This is a genomic window from Clostridium pasteurianum BC1 (genome assembly GCF_000389635.1).
Classification (GTDB): Bacteria; Bacillota; Clostridia; order Clostridiales; family Clostridiaceae; genus Clostridium_I; species Clostridium_I pasteurianum_A.
Map to the genome: position 1 here is coordinate 2308726 of NC_021182.1, position 17692 is coordinate 2326417.

Below are 17692 nucleotides of genomic sequence, written 5' to 3' on the forward strand. Positions count from 1 at the left end.
TATGGAAAGTAATTTTGAGGATCAGGTAAAAGAACTTTACGAAAAAGCAAATAAAATTGCAGATGTTTCTTTTAAAACAAATTATAAGAATAGTAAAGCTGATAAAGATGTACTAGAAGATTTTGAAAAAGAGTTTTTTAGCCTTGCAGATAAAGTTAATTTAGGTCTTATGGAGGACAAAGATAATTTTTATGGATATTTTTTGTTTCAGATGTCAAGAAAGATAAGATTTGATATAAGCAGCCCTACTGCTGTTAATTTTAAAGGAGCTAAATATGTTATATATTTTAATCCCATAATTTTTCTGAATCTTAATATAAATCAAATGGAAACCACCATCAAACACGAAATACTCCATATATTATCCATGCACTTAATACGAGCAAAAGAATTTAAAAGAAACTATAGTACACTGGCTGTTAATATGGCAATGGACATAGTGGTAAACACATATTTAGATAATTTGCCCCCATATTCCACTACTTTAGATTGGGTAAATTTAAAGTATGATTTAAAACTCTTGCCCTATAAGCCCTTTGAATATTATGTAGAAAAACTTCAAATTGCCATAGATTTAGCAGCAGAAGAAGGTAAAGATGGACCAGAGGATCATGGTGGTAAAGATGAAAAAACAGAAACTGAATATAATCCTGAAAACACCCATGACATTTGGGAGGATTCAAGTGAAATAGATGAAAAAACACTTAAAGAATTTACTGAGAAGTTTATCAATAGTTCTCAAAAGGGTACAATTCCTCATTATTTAGACAGTATGATATCATCACTTAAAAACAGTAACGGTGAGCTGCCTTGGAATTTATATCTTAAAAGGTTAATGGGAACTGTTCCTAGCAATAAAAAGAAAACTATAACTAGAAGAAACAGAAGGCAGCCTGACAGGATGGATTTAAGAGGACAACTTAGAAATCATAAGGCAAAAATTGCTGTTGCTATTGATATAAGCGGAAGTATTAGTGATGAAGAATTTAATCAGGCCATTAAAGAGATAATTAGTATAGTAAAAAACTATAATCATGAAATTACTGTCATAGAATGTGACAATGAAATCAGACGGGTGTATAAAATCAAATCCGTAAAGGATATAAGAGATAGAATGAAAATAAGAGGTGCTACCAGATTTAACCCTGTTTTTGAATATGCTAATAATAATAACATTAATTTGTTAGTGTACTTTACCGACGGTAAAGGTGAAGATAAGCTTCAAGCAGTACCTAGAGGATATAAAACTTTATGGGTTATTTCCGGAAGAGGAGACAAGCTTTCTCTGAGGGAACCTTATGGGGTAGTAAAAAAACTTAATAATATTGAAGCAAGGGATGATATACCAAGTATTAATGAATGTATAAGAAGCGGATATTCCATGATGAACCAGGAACCAGAGCAGATTTAAATAACTTTTTTTACAAGTATATTAGTCCTTAGTGTACAAAAAAGTCCATTACTACCTCCATTTGCTTTCTCCTTATAGGATATTAATTTTTATTTTTAGCAAGGGGTGACTTCCAGTCATTTCCTAGCACCTCTGAGGTTTTAACAGAAACTGGAAGTTTCTGTTTGACAACGGAAAGACGCACACAGAAAATAGACAAGCTGTTTGAAAATGTCTGCATCATAGAAAGTGAGATGGGGGTGGCATTAAGTCTTGAATAAAAAATATTATAAGTTGATTAGACTGAATAAATTCATAGTCGTAACTTTAATTGTTATAATAACTTTAACAATATGGGGTATTTCTAAAGTTGTAAATTCACCAAAAAATGTTATTGAACCAGGTACTAAAGAGATAATAAATAAAAAATCCAATAATGTAAATATTTATTATAACATTACCTTTGGTGATAAAATAAAAAATGCTAACCCTGATATCATAAATGCAGCAGTACAGGGTATGTTTGATTATTATTGCAATGAACATAATAATGCTATAAATAAAATGAATACATATGTACTCATTATGGATGTAAAAAAAATTGTTATGGAAGATGAGTGGAAAGTTGATTTTGTTGCAGAGGAAAAAGAAAATGATACTTATCCTACAATTGGATATAGTGTTGTTACTGTAGAAAAACAAAAATCGGGTGGTTATAAAGGGATCATAATAAATCCTGGAGGTCCCAGTATTAGAATAACAAGGTGAAACTAAATACTGTCCAACTATCAGACAAGTTTTATTTGATTGCATATTTAACACCTCTGTAAAATTGTTGACAAAATTACAAAGATACAAACAGCTGGAGAAATAAAAAGCATGTTCATTAGGCTAATAATCTATAGATAAATAGTAATTTGTAAGGGAGATAAATAAATGGTTTTATTAGTAGTTGATACACAAAAGTTAATAACAAATGAAAAATTATATGAATTTAATGCATTTGTGTCAAATGTAGAGAAAATAATTGGTACAGCAAGGCAGAATAATATAGAAATAATATATGTACGTCATGATGATGGTCCTGAAAGTGAACTAACAAAAGGAACTGAAGGTTTTGAAATATATGAAAAATTTAAACCGTCTAAAGAAGAAAAAATATTTGATAAAAAAGTGAATAGTGTTTTTAAGGATACTGGTTTATTAGAATATTTAAGAAGTAAAGGAGAAAAAGATATAATTATTGTAGGACTTCAAACAGACTATTGTATTGATGCTACTATGAAATGTGGATTTGAACATGGATTTCATATGATAGTTCCAGCTTATTCAAATACAACAGTTGATAATAAGTTTATGTCAGCAGAGCAAACATACCAATATTACAATGAATTTATGTGGAATGGTAGATATGCGGAATGTATTTCACTGGATGAAACACTCAAAATTATGAGATAGTTAAAATATTAAAAAACATTCTAAAAAGCCATGGAGAAGTAATATGGAATTATGCTAATGGCATAGATAATTCAAAAGTTAGAAAAAGTAATTATATTAAAGTATGGCAACAAAGCTATTAAGAGGTCATGCTTTTTACATTCAGGTTTAAGTTCAATGTGTGGAGGGGTAGGTGAAGAGGATTATCCTTTGATGAGTTCTAGGCTATAGGGGAGATGATTGTATTGAAAAAAGTTTTTTTGATAATGTGTGTATCAGTTCTATTGCTTATTAGTTTTGGATGTTCATATAATAAATCAACTAGTAATATGGCAGGTGAAGCTAAAGAAAGCATTAGTGGACCAATAGTTCAAAATGGAAATTGGCTATATGAGTCTGGTAAATTATCAAAAATTAATACGAACGGAACAAATAAGAGTTATATTGGACATGCATATGGAAGTATTATTGATGTAGTTGATAATTGGATTTATTATGTTGATGGAACTATGGGACAAATAGGAAGTAATGGTATATACAAAATAAAGGATAATAGAGTAATTAAGTTAACAAGTGACGATTATATTCTTGAAGCTGTTTTTTACAAAGGATCAATATATTATGCATTGGGTTCTGAGATGGGAGAAAATAATATAGTAAAAGGTGGACTATATAAAATTGATAGTAATGGAAAAAATAAAGTCCAAATTTCTGATCAGCTGGTAAGTAATATTAATATTTCTGGTAATTGGATCTATTATAGTGGTGTAAGCTCTGTTACTAAAGGCAATATAATTAGCGGAGAAAATTCAGGTATATTTAAAATAAATACTGATGGTACTCACAAAACAAAAATTTATAATAAAACAGCGAAATTCTTAAAGGTAAGTGGTGATAATATTTATTTTAGCAACTCAGATGATGAATGCAAATTATATAAGATTAATACTGATGGTACAAATGAGAAAAAACTAAATGATGATAATAGCTGGGATATCGTAGTGTCAGGTAATTGGATATACTATGCTGATAATCCTTACGATGGACATACTCTTATGAGGCTTCCCCTTGACCAGACAAGAGGAGACATTTATAAAATTACTATTGATGGAAATGAAAGAACTAAGCTAAACAGTGAGGCCAGCAGATTAACTGAAGTATTAGATGGATGGATATATTATAGTAGTTGGTCTGATAGAGAACTTTATAAAATGAAATTGGACGGTAGCAGTAAACTACTTGTAAAGTAAATATTGTTATAATGGGATATAAATATTTGCAAAAGTAATTGATAAATTATTTTTAAAAGATATTGATTCTACCTGTCCATTTTGTTCGTTTAATATCTGCTATTATCATAGTACAGAAATTTATAAAATTTAAAATATTGGATATAGCTTCTGAGGATATTGCCTTGGGAACTTTTTATTTTGGAGGAATAGATATGGCTATTCATAAATGTAGAAAATGCATATGGAGCAATAAAATCAGTAATAGCCTTTTATATTGTATTTTCCCAAGGTACATTATGATAGGAGAAGTATCAAGTCAGTATTTCACAAGTCAAAAATATTTCTAAAACAATCTTAGGGAAAAAAGATAAATAAAAATTTCTTGAATCAATGTAATTTTGTTGAAATAAGTATATATACATTGTAGAACATAAAAAATATTTATGTAACAACAACTGCAGCTGGTATAAAACATAATCCAATTAGTTAATACAATATAAATCATGTTATATTAAATCAAAGTAAATAAGTTGTAAATAAATTATTTAAAAATATCAGTACATAAATCAATTAATAAAATTAAATATAGTCAAACCAGGCCTTTAATACATTTTAAAAATGGAATTTATAAAGGTTTAGTTTCCTATTGTCTTTTTTAGATAGTAGGTCAGTTATCTAAGCGCTGGAATAACTATAAAAATATCCAGTAGGTCAGTTGAGCCAATGCATAAAATCAACTATAGGCACATTAAAACATGTTGCATTAGCAGTAAATAAGAAGGGTATTGATGGGGCAGGGCAAGGCTTTATACCAACTGTAAATTAATAATTTATCTACTTACTAGCAATTAAGATTTTTTATCTTTTTGCTTTTAGGTAGGTAAATTATATCTAAAACAAAAGCAGACATTACCCAACTGTAAGATGTTTAATTCCATAGGTTAAGTGTTTAATCAAAAAAAGTTAATTAAACGGGAGTTGAGATTATGAAATCAAGAAAAACAGGTATAAGTACAAGCTATATTGTAGATGTTGGAAGAAAGAATAAAGAGTGGAACAGGAAAGGTAAAGCAAAATGCACAGAGTGTAAATATCTACAGTTTGGTTATTATTGTAGTAAGAAGAGAAGAACTCCAGTATATGTGAATGAGAAAAGACAGTGTAAATCTTTTATAAAAAATCAATGAATTTGTTCTTTAATATGACAGACTGTCATCAAGTTAAAAATGGTATAATGGCAATGTATAAAAAAATGACTGGGGGAACTTTTCATGAGTGCATGTTTATGGCCTGGAAAAAATCAAATGATGCAACTGTATCATGACAAAGAGTGGTGTGTACCAAGCCATGATGATTCATATATATTTGAAATGCTTACATTAGAAGGTGCTCAATCAGGATTATCATGGAATATCGTACTTTCCAAAAGAGAAAATTATAAAAAAGCTTTCCACAATTTTGATATTGCCTATTGTTCAAAGTTAAGTGACGAAAAATTAGAAAGCATAAGAGAGCAATACAATGTTATTAAAAATCTATCAAAACTTAAATCTGTAAGAAGCAATGCCTTAGCAGTCATCAATATACAATTAGAATTTGGAAATTTTTCAAATTTTTTATGGCGCTATGTTGATTTTATTCCGGTAATAAGCAATTGGGAATCCGATGGACATATTCCTGCTCAGACTATTTTATCGGAACAAATCAGTAAAGACTTAAAAAAACGAAACTTTAAATTTGTTGGCCCGGTGACCGTCTACTCATTTATGCAAGCAATTGGTATGGTGGATGACCATATAAGAACATGCCCTCACCATTCAGCAAACAGATAAGCTATCAATGAATCTTACTTAGTGGAAGCATTTACTCCTACTAAGTTTAGATGAATTATCCAGGGACGTGTCGCTGTTATCTCCATCTTTAGAAAAGTAGAGAACCAAAATTTTTAATTTTGTGTGAATCACTTTCGCTGTGTGCAAGCAGAGAACCAAAATCTTGATTTTGTGTGAATCGCTTTCACAGAGTGCAGTGGAGTTTTACAGCGGCTAGTCATCGGATAAATTTTTATAGAAAGAAGAGGAAGAAAATCTAACAACTATGATATTGGTGGACTTTTAAAATTTAAAAAATTATACAAAAAATCTCAATAATAGTATATAATATAGATACGAACATACATTCTTACTAAATTGAGGTGGAAAATATGAAAAAGACTATGGAGGAGTTAAGAGAAGAATTACAAATAATGCTGGATTCTAATGAATGTAGCTATGAAGAGATATTACACATGAGCCAAGAACTAGACAAGCTTATTATTGATTATTATAGTTCAAAATTATCACACTAGATACATTTAAATGTACCTAGTGTTTTATTTTGCCCAAGAAGAAATCAGAAATGTCAGTGAAAATATAAAAATCAACAATAAGAAGATAGAGCAAGTTATCAAATAAGTATGAAAGAATTTATTGATATGTTTACCAGTGGTCATGACGAAAATGAGTTCCAGTTAAGGTTGTAATGAAAAATGTTAAGGGATATAATGAATTTAGGAGGCTAATATATACATTAAGTAAATATATTTCCAAATATCATTGATTCTGTAAACTATATTGATTAAATGGCTTCCAAAGGTAAAAAAAGAATTGGAGGAGTCACCTGAGTTTGAGAAGTTTTGCTTACGGTGGCTCAAGGTTGTGGTTTTACAGATTTCATGGAAGGACATTCATGAAAATGTATTGCTTAAAAGGAGGTAAATATATGTTTTTTAAGACTACGGTACAACATGAAAATTTGAGGACGAAAATCAGAGAATTTGCTGAAGAGGAAGTTAAACCTATTACATTTATGCTGGATCAGGAAAATAAATTTCCATCGGAAGCCATTCATAAGTTGGCTGATATGGGTTTACTGGGTATCCCATATCCGAAAGAGTACGGCGGGGCCGGTCTGGACGTAATCAGCTATGCAGTCGCCGTTGAGGAATTATCAAGAGTGGACGGTGGTACGGGCGTAATTCTTTCCGCTCATACATCTTTAGGAACATATCCAATTGCTGCCTACGGAACGGATGAGCAGAAACAGAAATACTTGGTTCCACTGGCAAAGGGAGAGAAACTTGGTGCATTCGGTCTCACTGAGGAAAATGCCGGTAGTGACGCCGGCGGTACGGAGACCACTGCTGTCCTAGAAGGCGATTATTACATTTTGAATGGTGAAAAGATCTTCATCACCAACGCAGGGAAGGCTGATACTTACATTATTTTTGCAGTTACTACACCGAATATAGGTATTCGTGGCATCAGCGCGTTTATTGTAGAGAAGGACTGGGAAGGGTTTAGCTTCGGAAAACATTACGACAAGATGGGTATTCGTTCTTCTGCAACTGCAGAGCTGATTTTCAACGATGTGAAAGTCCCTAAGGAAAATCTATTGGGTAATGAGGGTGATGGTTTCAAGATTGCTATGTCCACCTTGGATGGTGGTCGTATTGGTATTGCAGCTCAGGCTCTCGGCATCGCCCAAGGCGCTTATGAGCATGCCCTGGAGTATTCAAAAGAAAGAATTCAATTTGGCAAACCTATCTGTCAGCAACAGATTATATCATTTAAGTTAGCTGATATGGCCACAAAGCTCAGAGCTGCTAGATTACTTGTTTACAGTGCGGCAGAGTTGAAAGAAAATCATGAGCGTTATAGTATGGAAGCAGCTATGGCGAAACAATACGCATCTGACGTTTGCCTTGAGATTGTCAACGATGCCCTCCAAATATTCGGCGGAAGCGGTTATCTGAAAGGTATGGAAGTTGAGCGGGCTTACAGAGATGCTAAGATTTGTACAATATATGAGGGAACTAATGAGATTCAGCGTGTGGTTATTTCTTCTCACATCATCGGTAAGATGCCGAAGACCCAGCGTGCAGATAAAGTTTCTCAACCTGGCCCTGCCACAGGTTATCGTAAGAAAGTAATCTTCAATAAAGGAACTCCTGAAGAAAGAGTTGATGCTCTTGTAAAAGCTCTTAAGGCAGATGGTTATGATTTCACAGTTGGAATACCTCTGGATACTCCTATCAGCAAGGCTGAAAGGGTAGTCAGCGTAGGTCTAGGTATAGGAAAAAAAGAAAATATGAAGCTTATAGAAGATTTGGCAGTTCAAGCCGGTGCGGCTATAGGTTCTTCTCGTCCGGTAGCTGAAACGCTTAAATATTTACCACTAAATCGTTATGTTGGTATGTCTGGTCAAAAATTCAACGGAAATCTTTATATTGCTTGTGGTATTTCAGGTGCAGGTCAGCATTTGAAAGGTATAAAGGATGCTACTACAATTGTTGCTATAAATATCGATCCTAATGCGAAAATTTTCAAGAACGCAGACTACGGCATCCTTGGCGATTTAATGGAAATTTTACCATTGCTCACTGCCGCTTTAGACAACGGAGAACCCAAGAAGGAGTCGCTGCCAATGAAGAAAATGAAGAGAGCCGTTCCAAAGAAAGTTGTTCCAACTTGGAAACATTATGTCTGCAACGGATGCGGTTATGAATACGATCCTAGCGTGGGCGATTCTGAAGGCGAAGTACTTCCAGGCACACTTTTTGAAAAATTACCGGAAGAGTGGACTTGCCCTGCTTGTGGTGAAGAAAAAGATATGTTTATAGAAGCTTGATTCCTATAATAAGTAAACATAATAATGTGCTTTTAGTGTAAAGGAGGATTAGATCCATGTATTGTGTTAGAAAAATAGCTGAGGAGCTTTATTGGGTGGGTGGCAACGATCGTCGCCTTGCTCTCTTTGAAAACATTCATCCCATTCCAAGAGGTGTTTCCTATAACTCTTATCTACTTTTAGATGAGAAGACCGTACTCTTTGATACGGTGGACTGGTCAATTTGCCGTCAGTTCCTTGAAAATATTAAAGCAGTTCTAGGAGATAGGACTTTAGATTATATGGTAATCAACCATGTGGAGCCGGATCATTCAGCCTGTATTGAAGAGATTATTCTTCGTTATCCAGATGTAAAGATTGTATGCACCAAAAAAGCTTTCATGTTCATGCAGCAGTTCGGTTTCCATATGGATGGCAAAACAATAGAAGTGGAAGAAGGCCATACTATGTCCTTTGGAAAACATAACGTTACATTTGTATCTGCTCCAATGGTACATTGGCCAGAAGCTATGGTGACATATGATACTACTAATGGTGTACTATTTTCCGCCGACGCCTTCGGTTCTTTCGGCGCCTTGGACGGTAAGCTGTTTAATGACGAGGTGAATTTTGATCGCTACTGGATTGACGATACAAGAAGGTACTATACAAACATTGTAGGAAAGTACGGTCCTCATGTTCAGGCTCTGCTGAAGAAGGCCAGCAGTCTAGACATCAAGATTATCTGTCCACTGCACGGACCGGTATGGCGTAATGATTTTGGATACTTGATGGATAAATATGACAAGTGGAGTCGTTATGAGCCGGAGGAAAAGGGCGTAATGATCGTTTATGCAACAATGTACGGTAATACGGAGGCCGCTGCCAACGATTTGGCAACAAGGTTAGTGGAAAAGGGAATGACCAATGTGGTTATGTATGACGTTTCAAAAACTCATGTCTCATATTTGATTTCCGACACATTCAAATATAGTCATGTGGTTCTTCCGTGCGTAACCTACAACTTGAAGATTTATCCGCCCATGCTGAATTATATAATGGATATGAAGGCATTAAATCTTCAAAAACGTACTTTCGCTCTTATAGAAAATGGTTCATGGGCTCCTCAATCTGGCAAATTGATGCGTAAACTTTTGAATGAGATGAAGGAAATGACTATTTTAGACAATGAGATATCATTGAACTCCACCATGAAAGAAGATGACGTGAATTCAATGGATGACCTTGCTGACAGCATTATCAAGTCAATGAAGTAATTTTAGAAAAAACGTAAATTTGGGACCGATTCATGAACAAAATTCGTGAGCCGGTCTTTTTGGTGTACATGATAATATTAGCAAAAGCCTATGTTAAAGCAGGAATAGTATTTTTTAGTAGTATTCCTGCTTTATTTATTTTACCAATAATAACTCCAGAAAGTATATTTTTAGCAGTGGCTATATATTTCATTTATAAATAATTTTAAATATGGCAACATATAATTTATTTCTAATTTATTACATATAAGTATACTCCTTAGAAAGATGATTATCAGGTAACTCTTTGCAATTAAAAATCTGCATTAGCTTATTATATTGCTACTATTTAACAATAATATTACCTGTCATTTCTGAGTGAAATGAACAAACATAATCAAAATTACCTGTGTCATTAAAAGTAAACTTGAAGGTATCATTCTTATTTAAAGTAGCACTTTTAAAGTCCTTACCAGTAACTGTATGAGGTGCTGAATCCATATTAGTCCACATAACGGTATCACCTTTATGAATAGTTAAAGTTTGAGGATCAAAACTAAAATTAGTAATTTTCACTTGAATAATTTTGGATGAAGAGGAATCTTGGGGAATTGGTTTATTAGGTGCCGGGCTATTTGAACATGCCGTAAAAATAAACAATGTAACAACCATTAGAAAAAATATTTTAAATGATGATAAAATTTTCATAGTAATCCTCCTCGTATAATTATTGTTAGTAGTTATAGTGGCTAATTTCAGAAATATTTCCAGCAACTAAATTGAGCGCTATATAGAAAAATATTGCATAATATACTACCAATTATCTTAACTATACACCATTTTACAGAAAAATCAAATAATTTCATTACTAAAATGGTAGAATGTAAAAAGATCAAATTGGTGAGATATAGCGAACGAGAGCTTTATTAGTTAGATTATTTAAGTTATTTTAGTATGATAATACGCAATATTGAGAACTAAAGAGTATTGGCGTGGAAGTTAGGTTTGAAAAAGAAAATATAAATACTTTATCAGGGAACTGGGAGTTATTGCTTACCGTTCTCTCTTCTTTTGCACAGGAATAGCTTACTATTGTAAACGATTATATTCAGTGATATTATTATATTAGAAATGAGATTCAGTTATATAATATTATGTAACAAATATATAGTAGGAATGTGAGAGAGGAATTTGTTTGTGGTGGATTCCATAGAGAAATAAACTCCAAAATAATAATATATATTTAAAAAGAAAAGTTTAAATTATCAAATTGTTTTGTATGAAATGAAAAATGTCAAATGTATTGAGGAGGGAAATGAAATGTTATTAAATAAAAACTTATTAAAGTTTCCCAAAAAAACATTGGAAAAACAAGAGTTCATTTCAATTAAAGATATACAGGAGCAAACTGAAACCAAATCGGTATCTTTTGCAGTAGGACTCAATTTTTACAAGCTATTCTGGATATTTTTTATAGGAGACTTTTTAGGTGTAGTAATAGAATCTATATGGTGTCTGATTACAAAATTTCATTTTGAAAGTCGAAGTGGACTGATTTACGGTCCATTTAACCCCGTGTACGGTTTTGGTGCATTGATAGCTGCATTGGGGCTGAACTGGCTTTCTAAAAAGCGTGACCTATGGATTTTTATTGGTGGTGCAATACTAGGAAGCATATTTGAGTATTTGTGTAGCTGGATACAGCAGAGGATTTTCAGCACAGTTTCATGGAATTATGGGAACATGCCATTTAATTTTCATGGCAGAATCAGTTTATTGTATTCATTGTTTTGGGGAATTTTAGCTCTTATTTGGGTAAAGGATTGTTATCCATGGCTTTCAAGCTTTATTGAGAAAATTCCCAATAAAACTGGTGTTTATTTGACATGGATGCTTGTTATATTCATGCTTTTTAATATATTTATTTCGGCTTTTGCTGTTGAGCGTATGTCTCAAAGACATGTAGGAATTCCGGCTAACAGTTCTTTTGAACAATTTTTAGACAAGCATTATAACGATAAACTTTTAAAGAAGGTGTATCCTAATATGATTTATGTAGATAAAAATTAATATATGCGTTATCTTTTAGGGTATTGATTAAATTAAGTATTGTAAAAAGTAATATGATTAAGAAATAAGTAGTACAAAATTCTTTAACCTAATGTGCGGAATTCTCCCACTCTCTATAGGTGGGAGATGGATAGCACTTGCTTACGGGCATAAATGTGATAAATTACATGAGGTTATATAAATGTGCTGTCAGTAGACTTGTAAAAAAGTGTTTACGAATAGAAAGAAGCAGTTATGGAAAGAATATTTCTAAAATGGAATTTACTGACTTACAACAACTATTAGTGAGACCATAGATGTAGTAAAAAATATATAGATAATAAAAGCATAGGTGAGGTGAGAAGGTGAGTATCAAAAGAAATAAAGGTTATAAATACAGATTAAAGCCTACTAAAGAAGAAAGAGAGTATTTTGAAAAAGCCTTTGGATGCACAAGAAAATTATACAATATCTATGTAGACATGTTATATGAGAAACTTGAAAATAAGAATTATGTAAATGGAAAGGTGGATTATAGAACTGTAAAATTTCCTACACCAGCAGCCATAAAAAAAGAGTATGAGTATATGAAGGAAATAGACAGTCTGGCCTTTGCAAATGTCCAGCTTGATTTTCAAGAAGCATTAAAAAAATACAATAAGGAATATGATGGTAAAACCTACCGGAAAAAGTCAAAAAAACTTGAAAAAACTACAGGAAAAATACTGACATTTAGAGATATAAAGGGAATGCCATCCTTCAAAAGTAAAAGGCAAAACCATCATTCTTTTACTACCGACAACCAAAAGGGAACAATATCAATAGTAGATGAATGTTATGTGAAAATACCCAAACTTAAATCTTTGATAAAGTTTGTTAAACATAGAGAAATACCAGAAGGATATTGTATTAAAAGCTGCTTCAGTGTCAAAGGACTGCAGGGGTAAATACTACATATCTTTCACAGTAGAATATTATGAAGAAGAAAAGGAAATAACACCAGAAAATTTTATTGGTCTTGATTATTCACAAACTTCTTTTTATGTAAGCAGTGAGGACGAGAAAGCCAATTATCCTCATTACTATAGGGAGAATGAAGAAAAGCTGAAAAAAGAATATAGAAAGCTCACAAGAAAAAAACTAAAGTCAAAAAATTGGTGTAAACAAAAATCAAAGATATCAAGACTGCAGGAAAAAATATCAAATCAGCGAAAAGACTGGCTGCATAAAAAGAGTTTTGAACTGTCACAGAAATATGATGCAGTCTGTATAGAGGATATAAACCTTAGAAATATTGCTCAATGTCTGTCTTTAGGGAAAAATGTACAGGATAATGGCTTTGGCATGTTTAGAAATTTCTTAGAATACAAACTTCAGCATAGAGGGAAACACCTTATAAAAATAGATAAGTGGTATCCTTCATCAAAAACTTGCAGCTCCTGCGGCAGTATAAATGATAAATTACAGTTATCAGAAAGAGTATGGACTTGTAAGAATTGTAATATTATTCATGACAGAGATAAAAATGCTTCAGTAAATATACGAAATGAAGGAATAAGAATATACGAGAAAAGTAAAAGTGCATAAAATATATAAAAAAACCGTTGGGCAAACGGGGTTAGCTTGGTAATTATACTGATATTAGTTGGTACATCCCAAGAAGCCCCCACCCCTAAGCATAGCGTAGGTGGTGGGAGTATGTCACATCATACAATGAACCTAAAAGCTGGTGCGTTGAATTTTATAATGATTTGGTATATAATTAAACCGTTATATGATGTTTTTTGACAACATATTACACAAAATAAAAATATTTTGTATAAATATAATAATATTATTATTTAGAATTATTACAAGGAGTGGAAAACGTGGGTAAAATAGTAACGTTCGGAGAAATAATGCTTAGACTTTCACCAGCAGGTTATGATAGATTTGTTCAGACTAAGCAGTTTAATGCATTTTATGGTGGAAGTGAGGCAAATGTAGCAGTTTCACTTGCTAATTTCGGTAAGGAGTCAAGTTATGTAACTAAGCTTCCAGAAAATGATATAGCACAGTGTGCAATAAATGAGTTGAGAAAATATGGAGTTGACACAAAGGACATAGTAAGAGGTGGAAAAAGAGTAGGTCTTTATTTTTGTGAAAATGGAGAATCTCAAAGACCTGCAAAGCTTGTCTATGATAGAGAAGATTCTGCAATAGCAAAAGCTAAAAGGGAAGACTTTGATTGGGATAAAATATTTGAAGGAGCAGATTGGTTTCATTTTTCAGGAATAACTCCAGCGCTTTCACAAGAATGTGCAAAAATCACATTGGATGCAGTAAAAGCAGCTAAGAAAAAGGGAATGACAGTAAGCGTAGACTTAAACTACAGAGAAAATCTATGGGATGCAGATAAATTCAGTAAGGCAATAAGAGAACTTTTGCAATATTGTGATGTAGCTCTTGGAAGCATGGAAGAAGCAGAAATGGCAGTAGGCGAAGGTGAAGGCGAAGAATGCAAGGATATACTTAAAAGATTTGTAGAAAAATTCGGCCTTAAGTATGCTACAATAATATTGAGAAACCGATTTACAGCAGAAGATGTAGATTGGACAGCAGTACTTTATGATGGAAAAGATTTTTATAATTCAAAGAAGTACAATATACATGTTGCAGACAATATAGGTGGAGGAGACGCTTTTGCGGCATCACTTATATATGCAATAACATCAAAATTTTCAAATCAAGAAATTATAGAATATGCAACAGCAGGCTCATGCTTAAAATACAGCATGAATGGTGATGCTAACCTTTCATCAGTATCCGAAGTTGAGAAGCTTATGAACGGTGACGGTTCAGGAAAAGTAAGTAGATAAAATATAATAAATTACTATTATAACCTTAAGGAAGCTTAATTTTAGCTTCCTTTTGTTTTATTTAAAATTATTTTCTAAAATATAAGCCAACAGAAGCTTCATCACGGAAAAACTTTTCTACACATTCTTCAAGGGTATCAGCTACTGGATCTCTAAACATAGAACTGAAATATTGAGCTTCTATTGTGCTTATTTTATCTAATAGTTCTAAATTTTGAGTGAATATTCCTTGGCAAAGGTTTAAATTTTTGTTTTTAGTTTTTCTCCTAAGAGCTTTAGAGTATTTGCATAAAAAACTTATATATTTGTCCAAATTTGTTTTATGACATCTCTTTATAAAATACTTAAGAAAAGAATGAGGAAGTAGATTTGAGATTATTAACTGGTTATCTAAAAATTCAGATATTAGACTTAGTAGGTTCTTATCTACAAAGGTAATATCTCTGCAGTAATTAATATGCTTTGTATATATCTTTTTTTTCCATATGTAATTTACTGTATAATAACTTATGCTGCTGATTAAAATTAAAGGTATGATTATGAAAGATAATTTAAAATTAAAAGGAATAATCTGAAGTTTCCATGTAATAATGGAAGTAATAATTAATATAGCTGCGATAAATGGAAAGTACAGATACGTGGGTTTTGTTATGCTATAAATATTAAGTTTAGATTCATCTAAGATTTTTTTTATATTTCTTTCAATATATACATTTTTTTCAAGCATTTTTTCTACACTTTGAAATTTTTCTTGTGTTTCTTTTCTTGTTTTTCTTTTACTTTCATATTGTAAATTTTCTTTCTCACTTTGATCTTCTTCGGTTTTTGAAAAAATTTCTTCAATAAGATTATTGGTACTTATCATATTATTATCCATACAATATATCAACTCCTTTATATGTAAAATAATACTTTATTTTACATATAATGTAAAGTAAAAATTTATATAATTTAATTCAAAATATGATTAACATGCAATTATATTTTGTTCTGAGAAATGATACTTCTTTAGTTATAATTTTACTAAAGAAGGGAGATACTACTTCTAGAAAAATGTATTTTTATCAAAAGCAATTTGGTAATATGTCAAGAACAAAATGAAAAGAAAAAGAAATGATTTTGAAAAAAATGGGTAACCTTAACAAGCATACGTCAAACTTAGAACGTATGTTCGCAAAACTATTTATTTATCTACCCTATTTGAAGAGTAGAGTTGATTTTTAGCCAGCAATCCAAAAATCAAACGAATCAATTTACGAGATGTTAGTGCGAGTGCTCGTTTATGCTGATGTGTAGTTACTTCAGCAAATTTCTTCTGATAGAATTCTTGATATTCAGGAATATATCTTACGATACTTCCAGCAGCTTCTATCAGATAATAGCGCAAATAACGGTTGCCTGCTTTGTTCATTGGTGTGTTTTCAGCCTTAAAACCACCAGATTGATTTTCCTTCCATACGATGCCAGCGTATTTAGCAATGGCATTGTTATTAGGGAAAGCATGAACACTACCTAATTCTGAAAGAATGCCACTAGAGTAAACAGGGCCGAACCCAGGTATTGACATTAAAATTTGGTATTCAACGGGGTTCATTCCCATAACTGCTTTTTCAATAGCCTTGTTAATAGCTTTAAGTTCTTTCTCAAAAGCCTGAATACAATTAAAAGAGCAGGCAATTGAGGTTGTTAAAGGCTCATACAAACATTTATCAAGGCGGTATGAATTACGTGCAGCCTGCTGCAGAATTTCAGCAGTCATCTGTGGATTGGAAATCCGCTTGCGACTTTTTTTATTGACGAAGTCAACAAGATCTTCAATTGAAGTATTTGCAATATCTTCAGAAGAAAGAAAATCTGTCAATATAGATGACGCAGTAGCACCATATTTATCAGAAAAAGGATGATCATCACCCTGTAACAAAGCAAATTCACTAAACTTGAGAAATACATTGGATAACATGTAAGTCTTTTCTCTGGTTAAGCATTCAACAATATGAAGCCTGTGTCTTGTAAGTCTTTGCAGAGCAAGATATTGAGAACCCCGCCAGGGTTCAGTATGAATTCTGCCAACTCTTGCAAAATCAGCAATAACAAAAGAGTCAATGCTGTCATTTTTATCAAGAGAATTGAAGGAATCTTTGTAGTTAGCAACTTCCTTAGGGTTTAAGCAGTAAACATAAGGCTTGTAAGGCATAAGTCTTTCACTTGAAGATAAAAAATTGGCAATATGTACTCCGTAAAAGGAAGTAGATTCTAAGCCGATTATTACAGTTTTAAAAGTGTTCTTTTCTAACACTTTAACAAGCATGGATTCTAATTGTTCTGCACCAAATTGTGTATTAGGAACAGGCTCCATTTTAATCAAGAATTCTTGATCAAAATTAATAGCAGAGACAACATTTTGTCTCGCACCAATATCGATACCAACAAATAGAGTTGATAAGTAATCTAATTTCTTCATGAAATCACCACCTTTCAAAAATAATGAGGAAATTAGAAAGGAATTATCCTAATCCAAAGTACTGACTGCAACCTCGCGTAATTAGCATTTATCCAGACGAAAAACCTTGCTGGTGGCTACGAAAGGATATGCAACATTTGTGTAAGCAGAATATGATACTTTGGTCAGGCTGCAAGCTTTCTAGGCAATAACAATAAGTTTTGCAGGAGAGATAATGCAGTAACCTTTGCTAAAGTTCCATAAGGACTATTTTAGCATTAGGAAATCCTTTGATAAATAGTAAGTTAAAATGTATAGATTTGAAAGTTAAAGAATCAGCAATATTGAATTGGGAGAATCCCCATTAGAAAAATAGAGATGCT

At 32.3% G+C, this 17692-nt stretch carries 16 protein-coding genes; 13 read left to right on the forward strand and 3 right to left on the reverse strand.

Annotation, left to right across the window (positions count from 1 at the left end; genetic code table 11):
• Position 1: 1 nt before the first annotated feature.
• The 9 genes from CLOPA_RS10790 to CLOPA_RS10830 all read left to right on the forward strand — a co-directional run bounded on the left by CLOPA_RS10790 (position 2) and on the right by CLOPA_RS10830 (position 9983).
• The gene (locus CLOPA_RS10790) at positions 2-1411 is read left to right on the forward strand and encodes a vWA domain-containing protein (protein WP_015615459.1); all 1410 of its coding nucleotides are present in this window, start codon (positions 2-4) and stop codon (positions 1409-1411) included.
• A gap of 252 nt (positions 1412-1663) precedes the next feature.
• Positions 1664-2158 carry a hypothetical protein gene (locus CLOPA_RS10795; protein WP_041710863.1) on the forward strand — a complete coding sequence of 165 codons (495 nt, stop codon included), beginning with the start codon at positions 1664-1666 and terminating at the stop codon, positions 2156-2158.
• A 168-nt stretch (positions 2159-2326) separates the two neighbouring features.
• Positions 2327-2848 carry a cysteine hydrolase family protein gene (locus CLOPA_RS10800; protein WP_015615460.1) on the forward strand — a complete coding sequence of 174 codons (522 nt, stop codon included), beginning with the start codon at positions 2327-2329 and terminating at the stop codon, positions 2846-2848.
• Positions 2849-3072: 224 nt separating this feature from the next.
• Positions 3073-4077 carry a DUF5050 domain-containing protein gene (locus tag CLOPA_RS10805; protein ID WP_041710864.1) on the forward strand — a complete coding sequence of 335 codons (1005 nt, stop codon included), beginning with the start codon at positions 3073-3075 and terminating at the stop codon, positions 4075-4077.
• Between the two features lie 968 nt (positions 4078-5045).
• Positions 5046-5246, forward strand: a complete 201-nt coding sequence (locus tag CLOPA_RS10810) for a hypothetical protein (RefSeq protein ID WP_015615462.1) — start codon at positions 5046-5048, stop codon at positions 5244-5246.
• An 84-nt stretch (positions 5247-5330) separates the two neighbouring features.
• Positions 5331-5891, forward strand: coding sequence for a DNA-3-methyladenine glycosylase I (locus CLOPA_RS10815; protein WP_015615464.1), 561 nt, complete (start codon positions 5331-5333; stop codon positions 5889-5891).
• A gap of 371 nt (positions 5892-6262) precedes the next feature.
• Positions 6263-6406, forward strand: coding sequence for an aspartyl-phosphate phosphatase Spo0E family protein (locus tag CLOPA_RS10820; RefSeq protein ID WP_015615465.1), 144 nt, complete (start codon positions 6263-6265; stop codon positions 6404-6406).
• A gap of 413 nt (positions 6407-6819) precedes the next feature.
• Positions 6820-8727, forward strand: a complete 1908-nt coding sequence (locus tag CLOPA_RS24365) for an acyl-CoA dehydrogenase family protein (protein ID WP_015615466.1) — start codon at positions 6820-6822, stop codon at positions 8725-8727.
• Positions 8728-8783: 56 nt separating this feature from the next.
• Positions 8784-9983: an FprA family A-type flavoprotein gene (locus CLOPA_RS10830; protein WP_015615467.1), complete on the forward strand. Its 1200-nt coding sequence runs from the start codon at positions 8784-8786 to the stop codon at positions 9981-9983.
• A 324-nt stretch (positions 9984-10307) separates the two neighbouring features.
• Here the strand turns inward: CLOPA_RS10830 and CLOPA_RS10835 are convergent, their stop codons facing one another.
• A complete protein-coding gene (locus CLOPA_RS10835) occupies positions 10308-10670 on the reverse strand; it encodes a cupredoxin domain-containing protein (protein WP_015615469.1) in 363 nt (120 codons plus the stop codon).
• Between the two features lie 612 nt (positions 10671-11282).
• Here CLOPA_RS10835 and CLOPA_RS10840 point away from each other — a divergent pair.
• The 4 genes from CLOPA_RS10840 (at position 11283) to CLOPA_RS10850 (ending at position 14869) form a co-directional block, all read left to right on the forward strand.
• A complete protein-coding gene (locus tag CLOPA_RS10840; RefSeq protein WP_015615470.1) occupies positions 11283-12032 on the forward strand; it encodes a putative ABC transporter permease in 750 nt (249 codons plus the stop codon).
• Positions 12033-12376: 344 nt separating this feature from the next.
• A complete protein-coding gene (locus CLOPA_RS26110; protein ID WP_051115639.1) occupies positions 12377-12958 on the forward strand; it encodes a helix-turn-helix domain-containing protein in 582 nt (193 codons plus the stop codon).
• Complete coding sequence (locus CLOPA_RS26115; protein ID WP_242834295.1) at positions 12885-13598, forward strand: RNA-guided endonuclease InsQ/TnpB family protein; 714 nt, start codon at positions 12885-12887, stop codon at positions 13596-13598. The genes CLOPA_RS26110 and CLOPA_RS26115 overlap by 74 nt, the downstream gene beginning before the upstream one ends.
• Before the next feature lie 281 nt (positions 13599-13879).
• Entirely contained in the window at positions 13880-14869 is a 990-nt protein-coding gene (locus tag CLOPA_RS10850) for a sugar kinase (protein ID WP_015615471.1), read from the forward strand.
• Between the two features lie 67 nt (positions 14870-14936).
• On the opposite strand, the gene CLOPA_RS10855 is transcribed toward CLOPA_RS10850, so the two are convergent.
• Together CLOPA_RS10855 and CLOPA_RS10860 are read right to left on the reverse strand one after the other, a co-directional pair.
• Positions 14937-15746 carry a hypothetical protein gene (locus tag CLOPA_RS10855; protein WP_015615472.1) on the reverse strand — a complete coding sequence of 270 codons (810 nt, stop codon included), beginning with the start codon at positions 15744-15746 and terminating at the stop codon, positions 14937-14939.
• A 306-nt stretch (positions 15747-16052) separates the two neighbouring features.
• A complete protein-coding gene (locus CLOPA_RS10860; RefSeq protein ID WP_015613850.1) occupies positions 16053-17330 on the reverse strand; it encodes an IS110 family transposase in 1278 nt (425 codons plus the stop codon).
• Positions 17331-17692 lie beyond the last annotated feature (362 nt).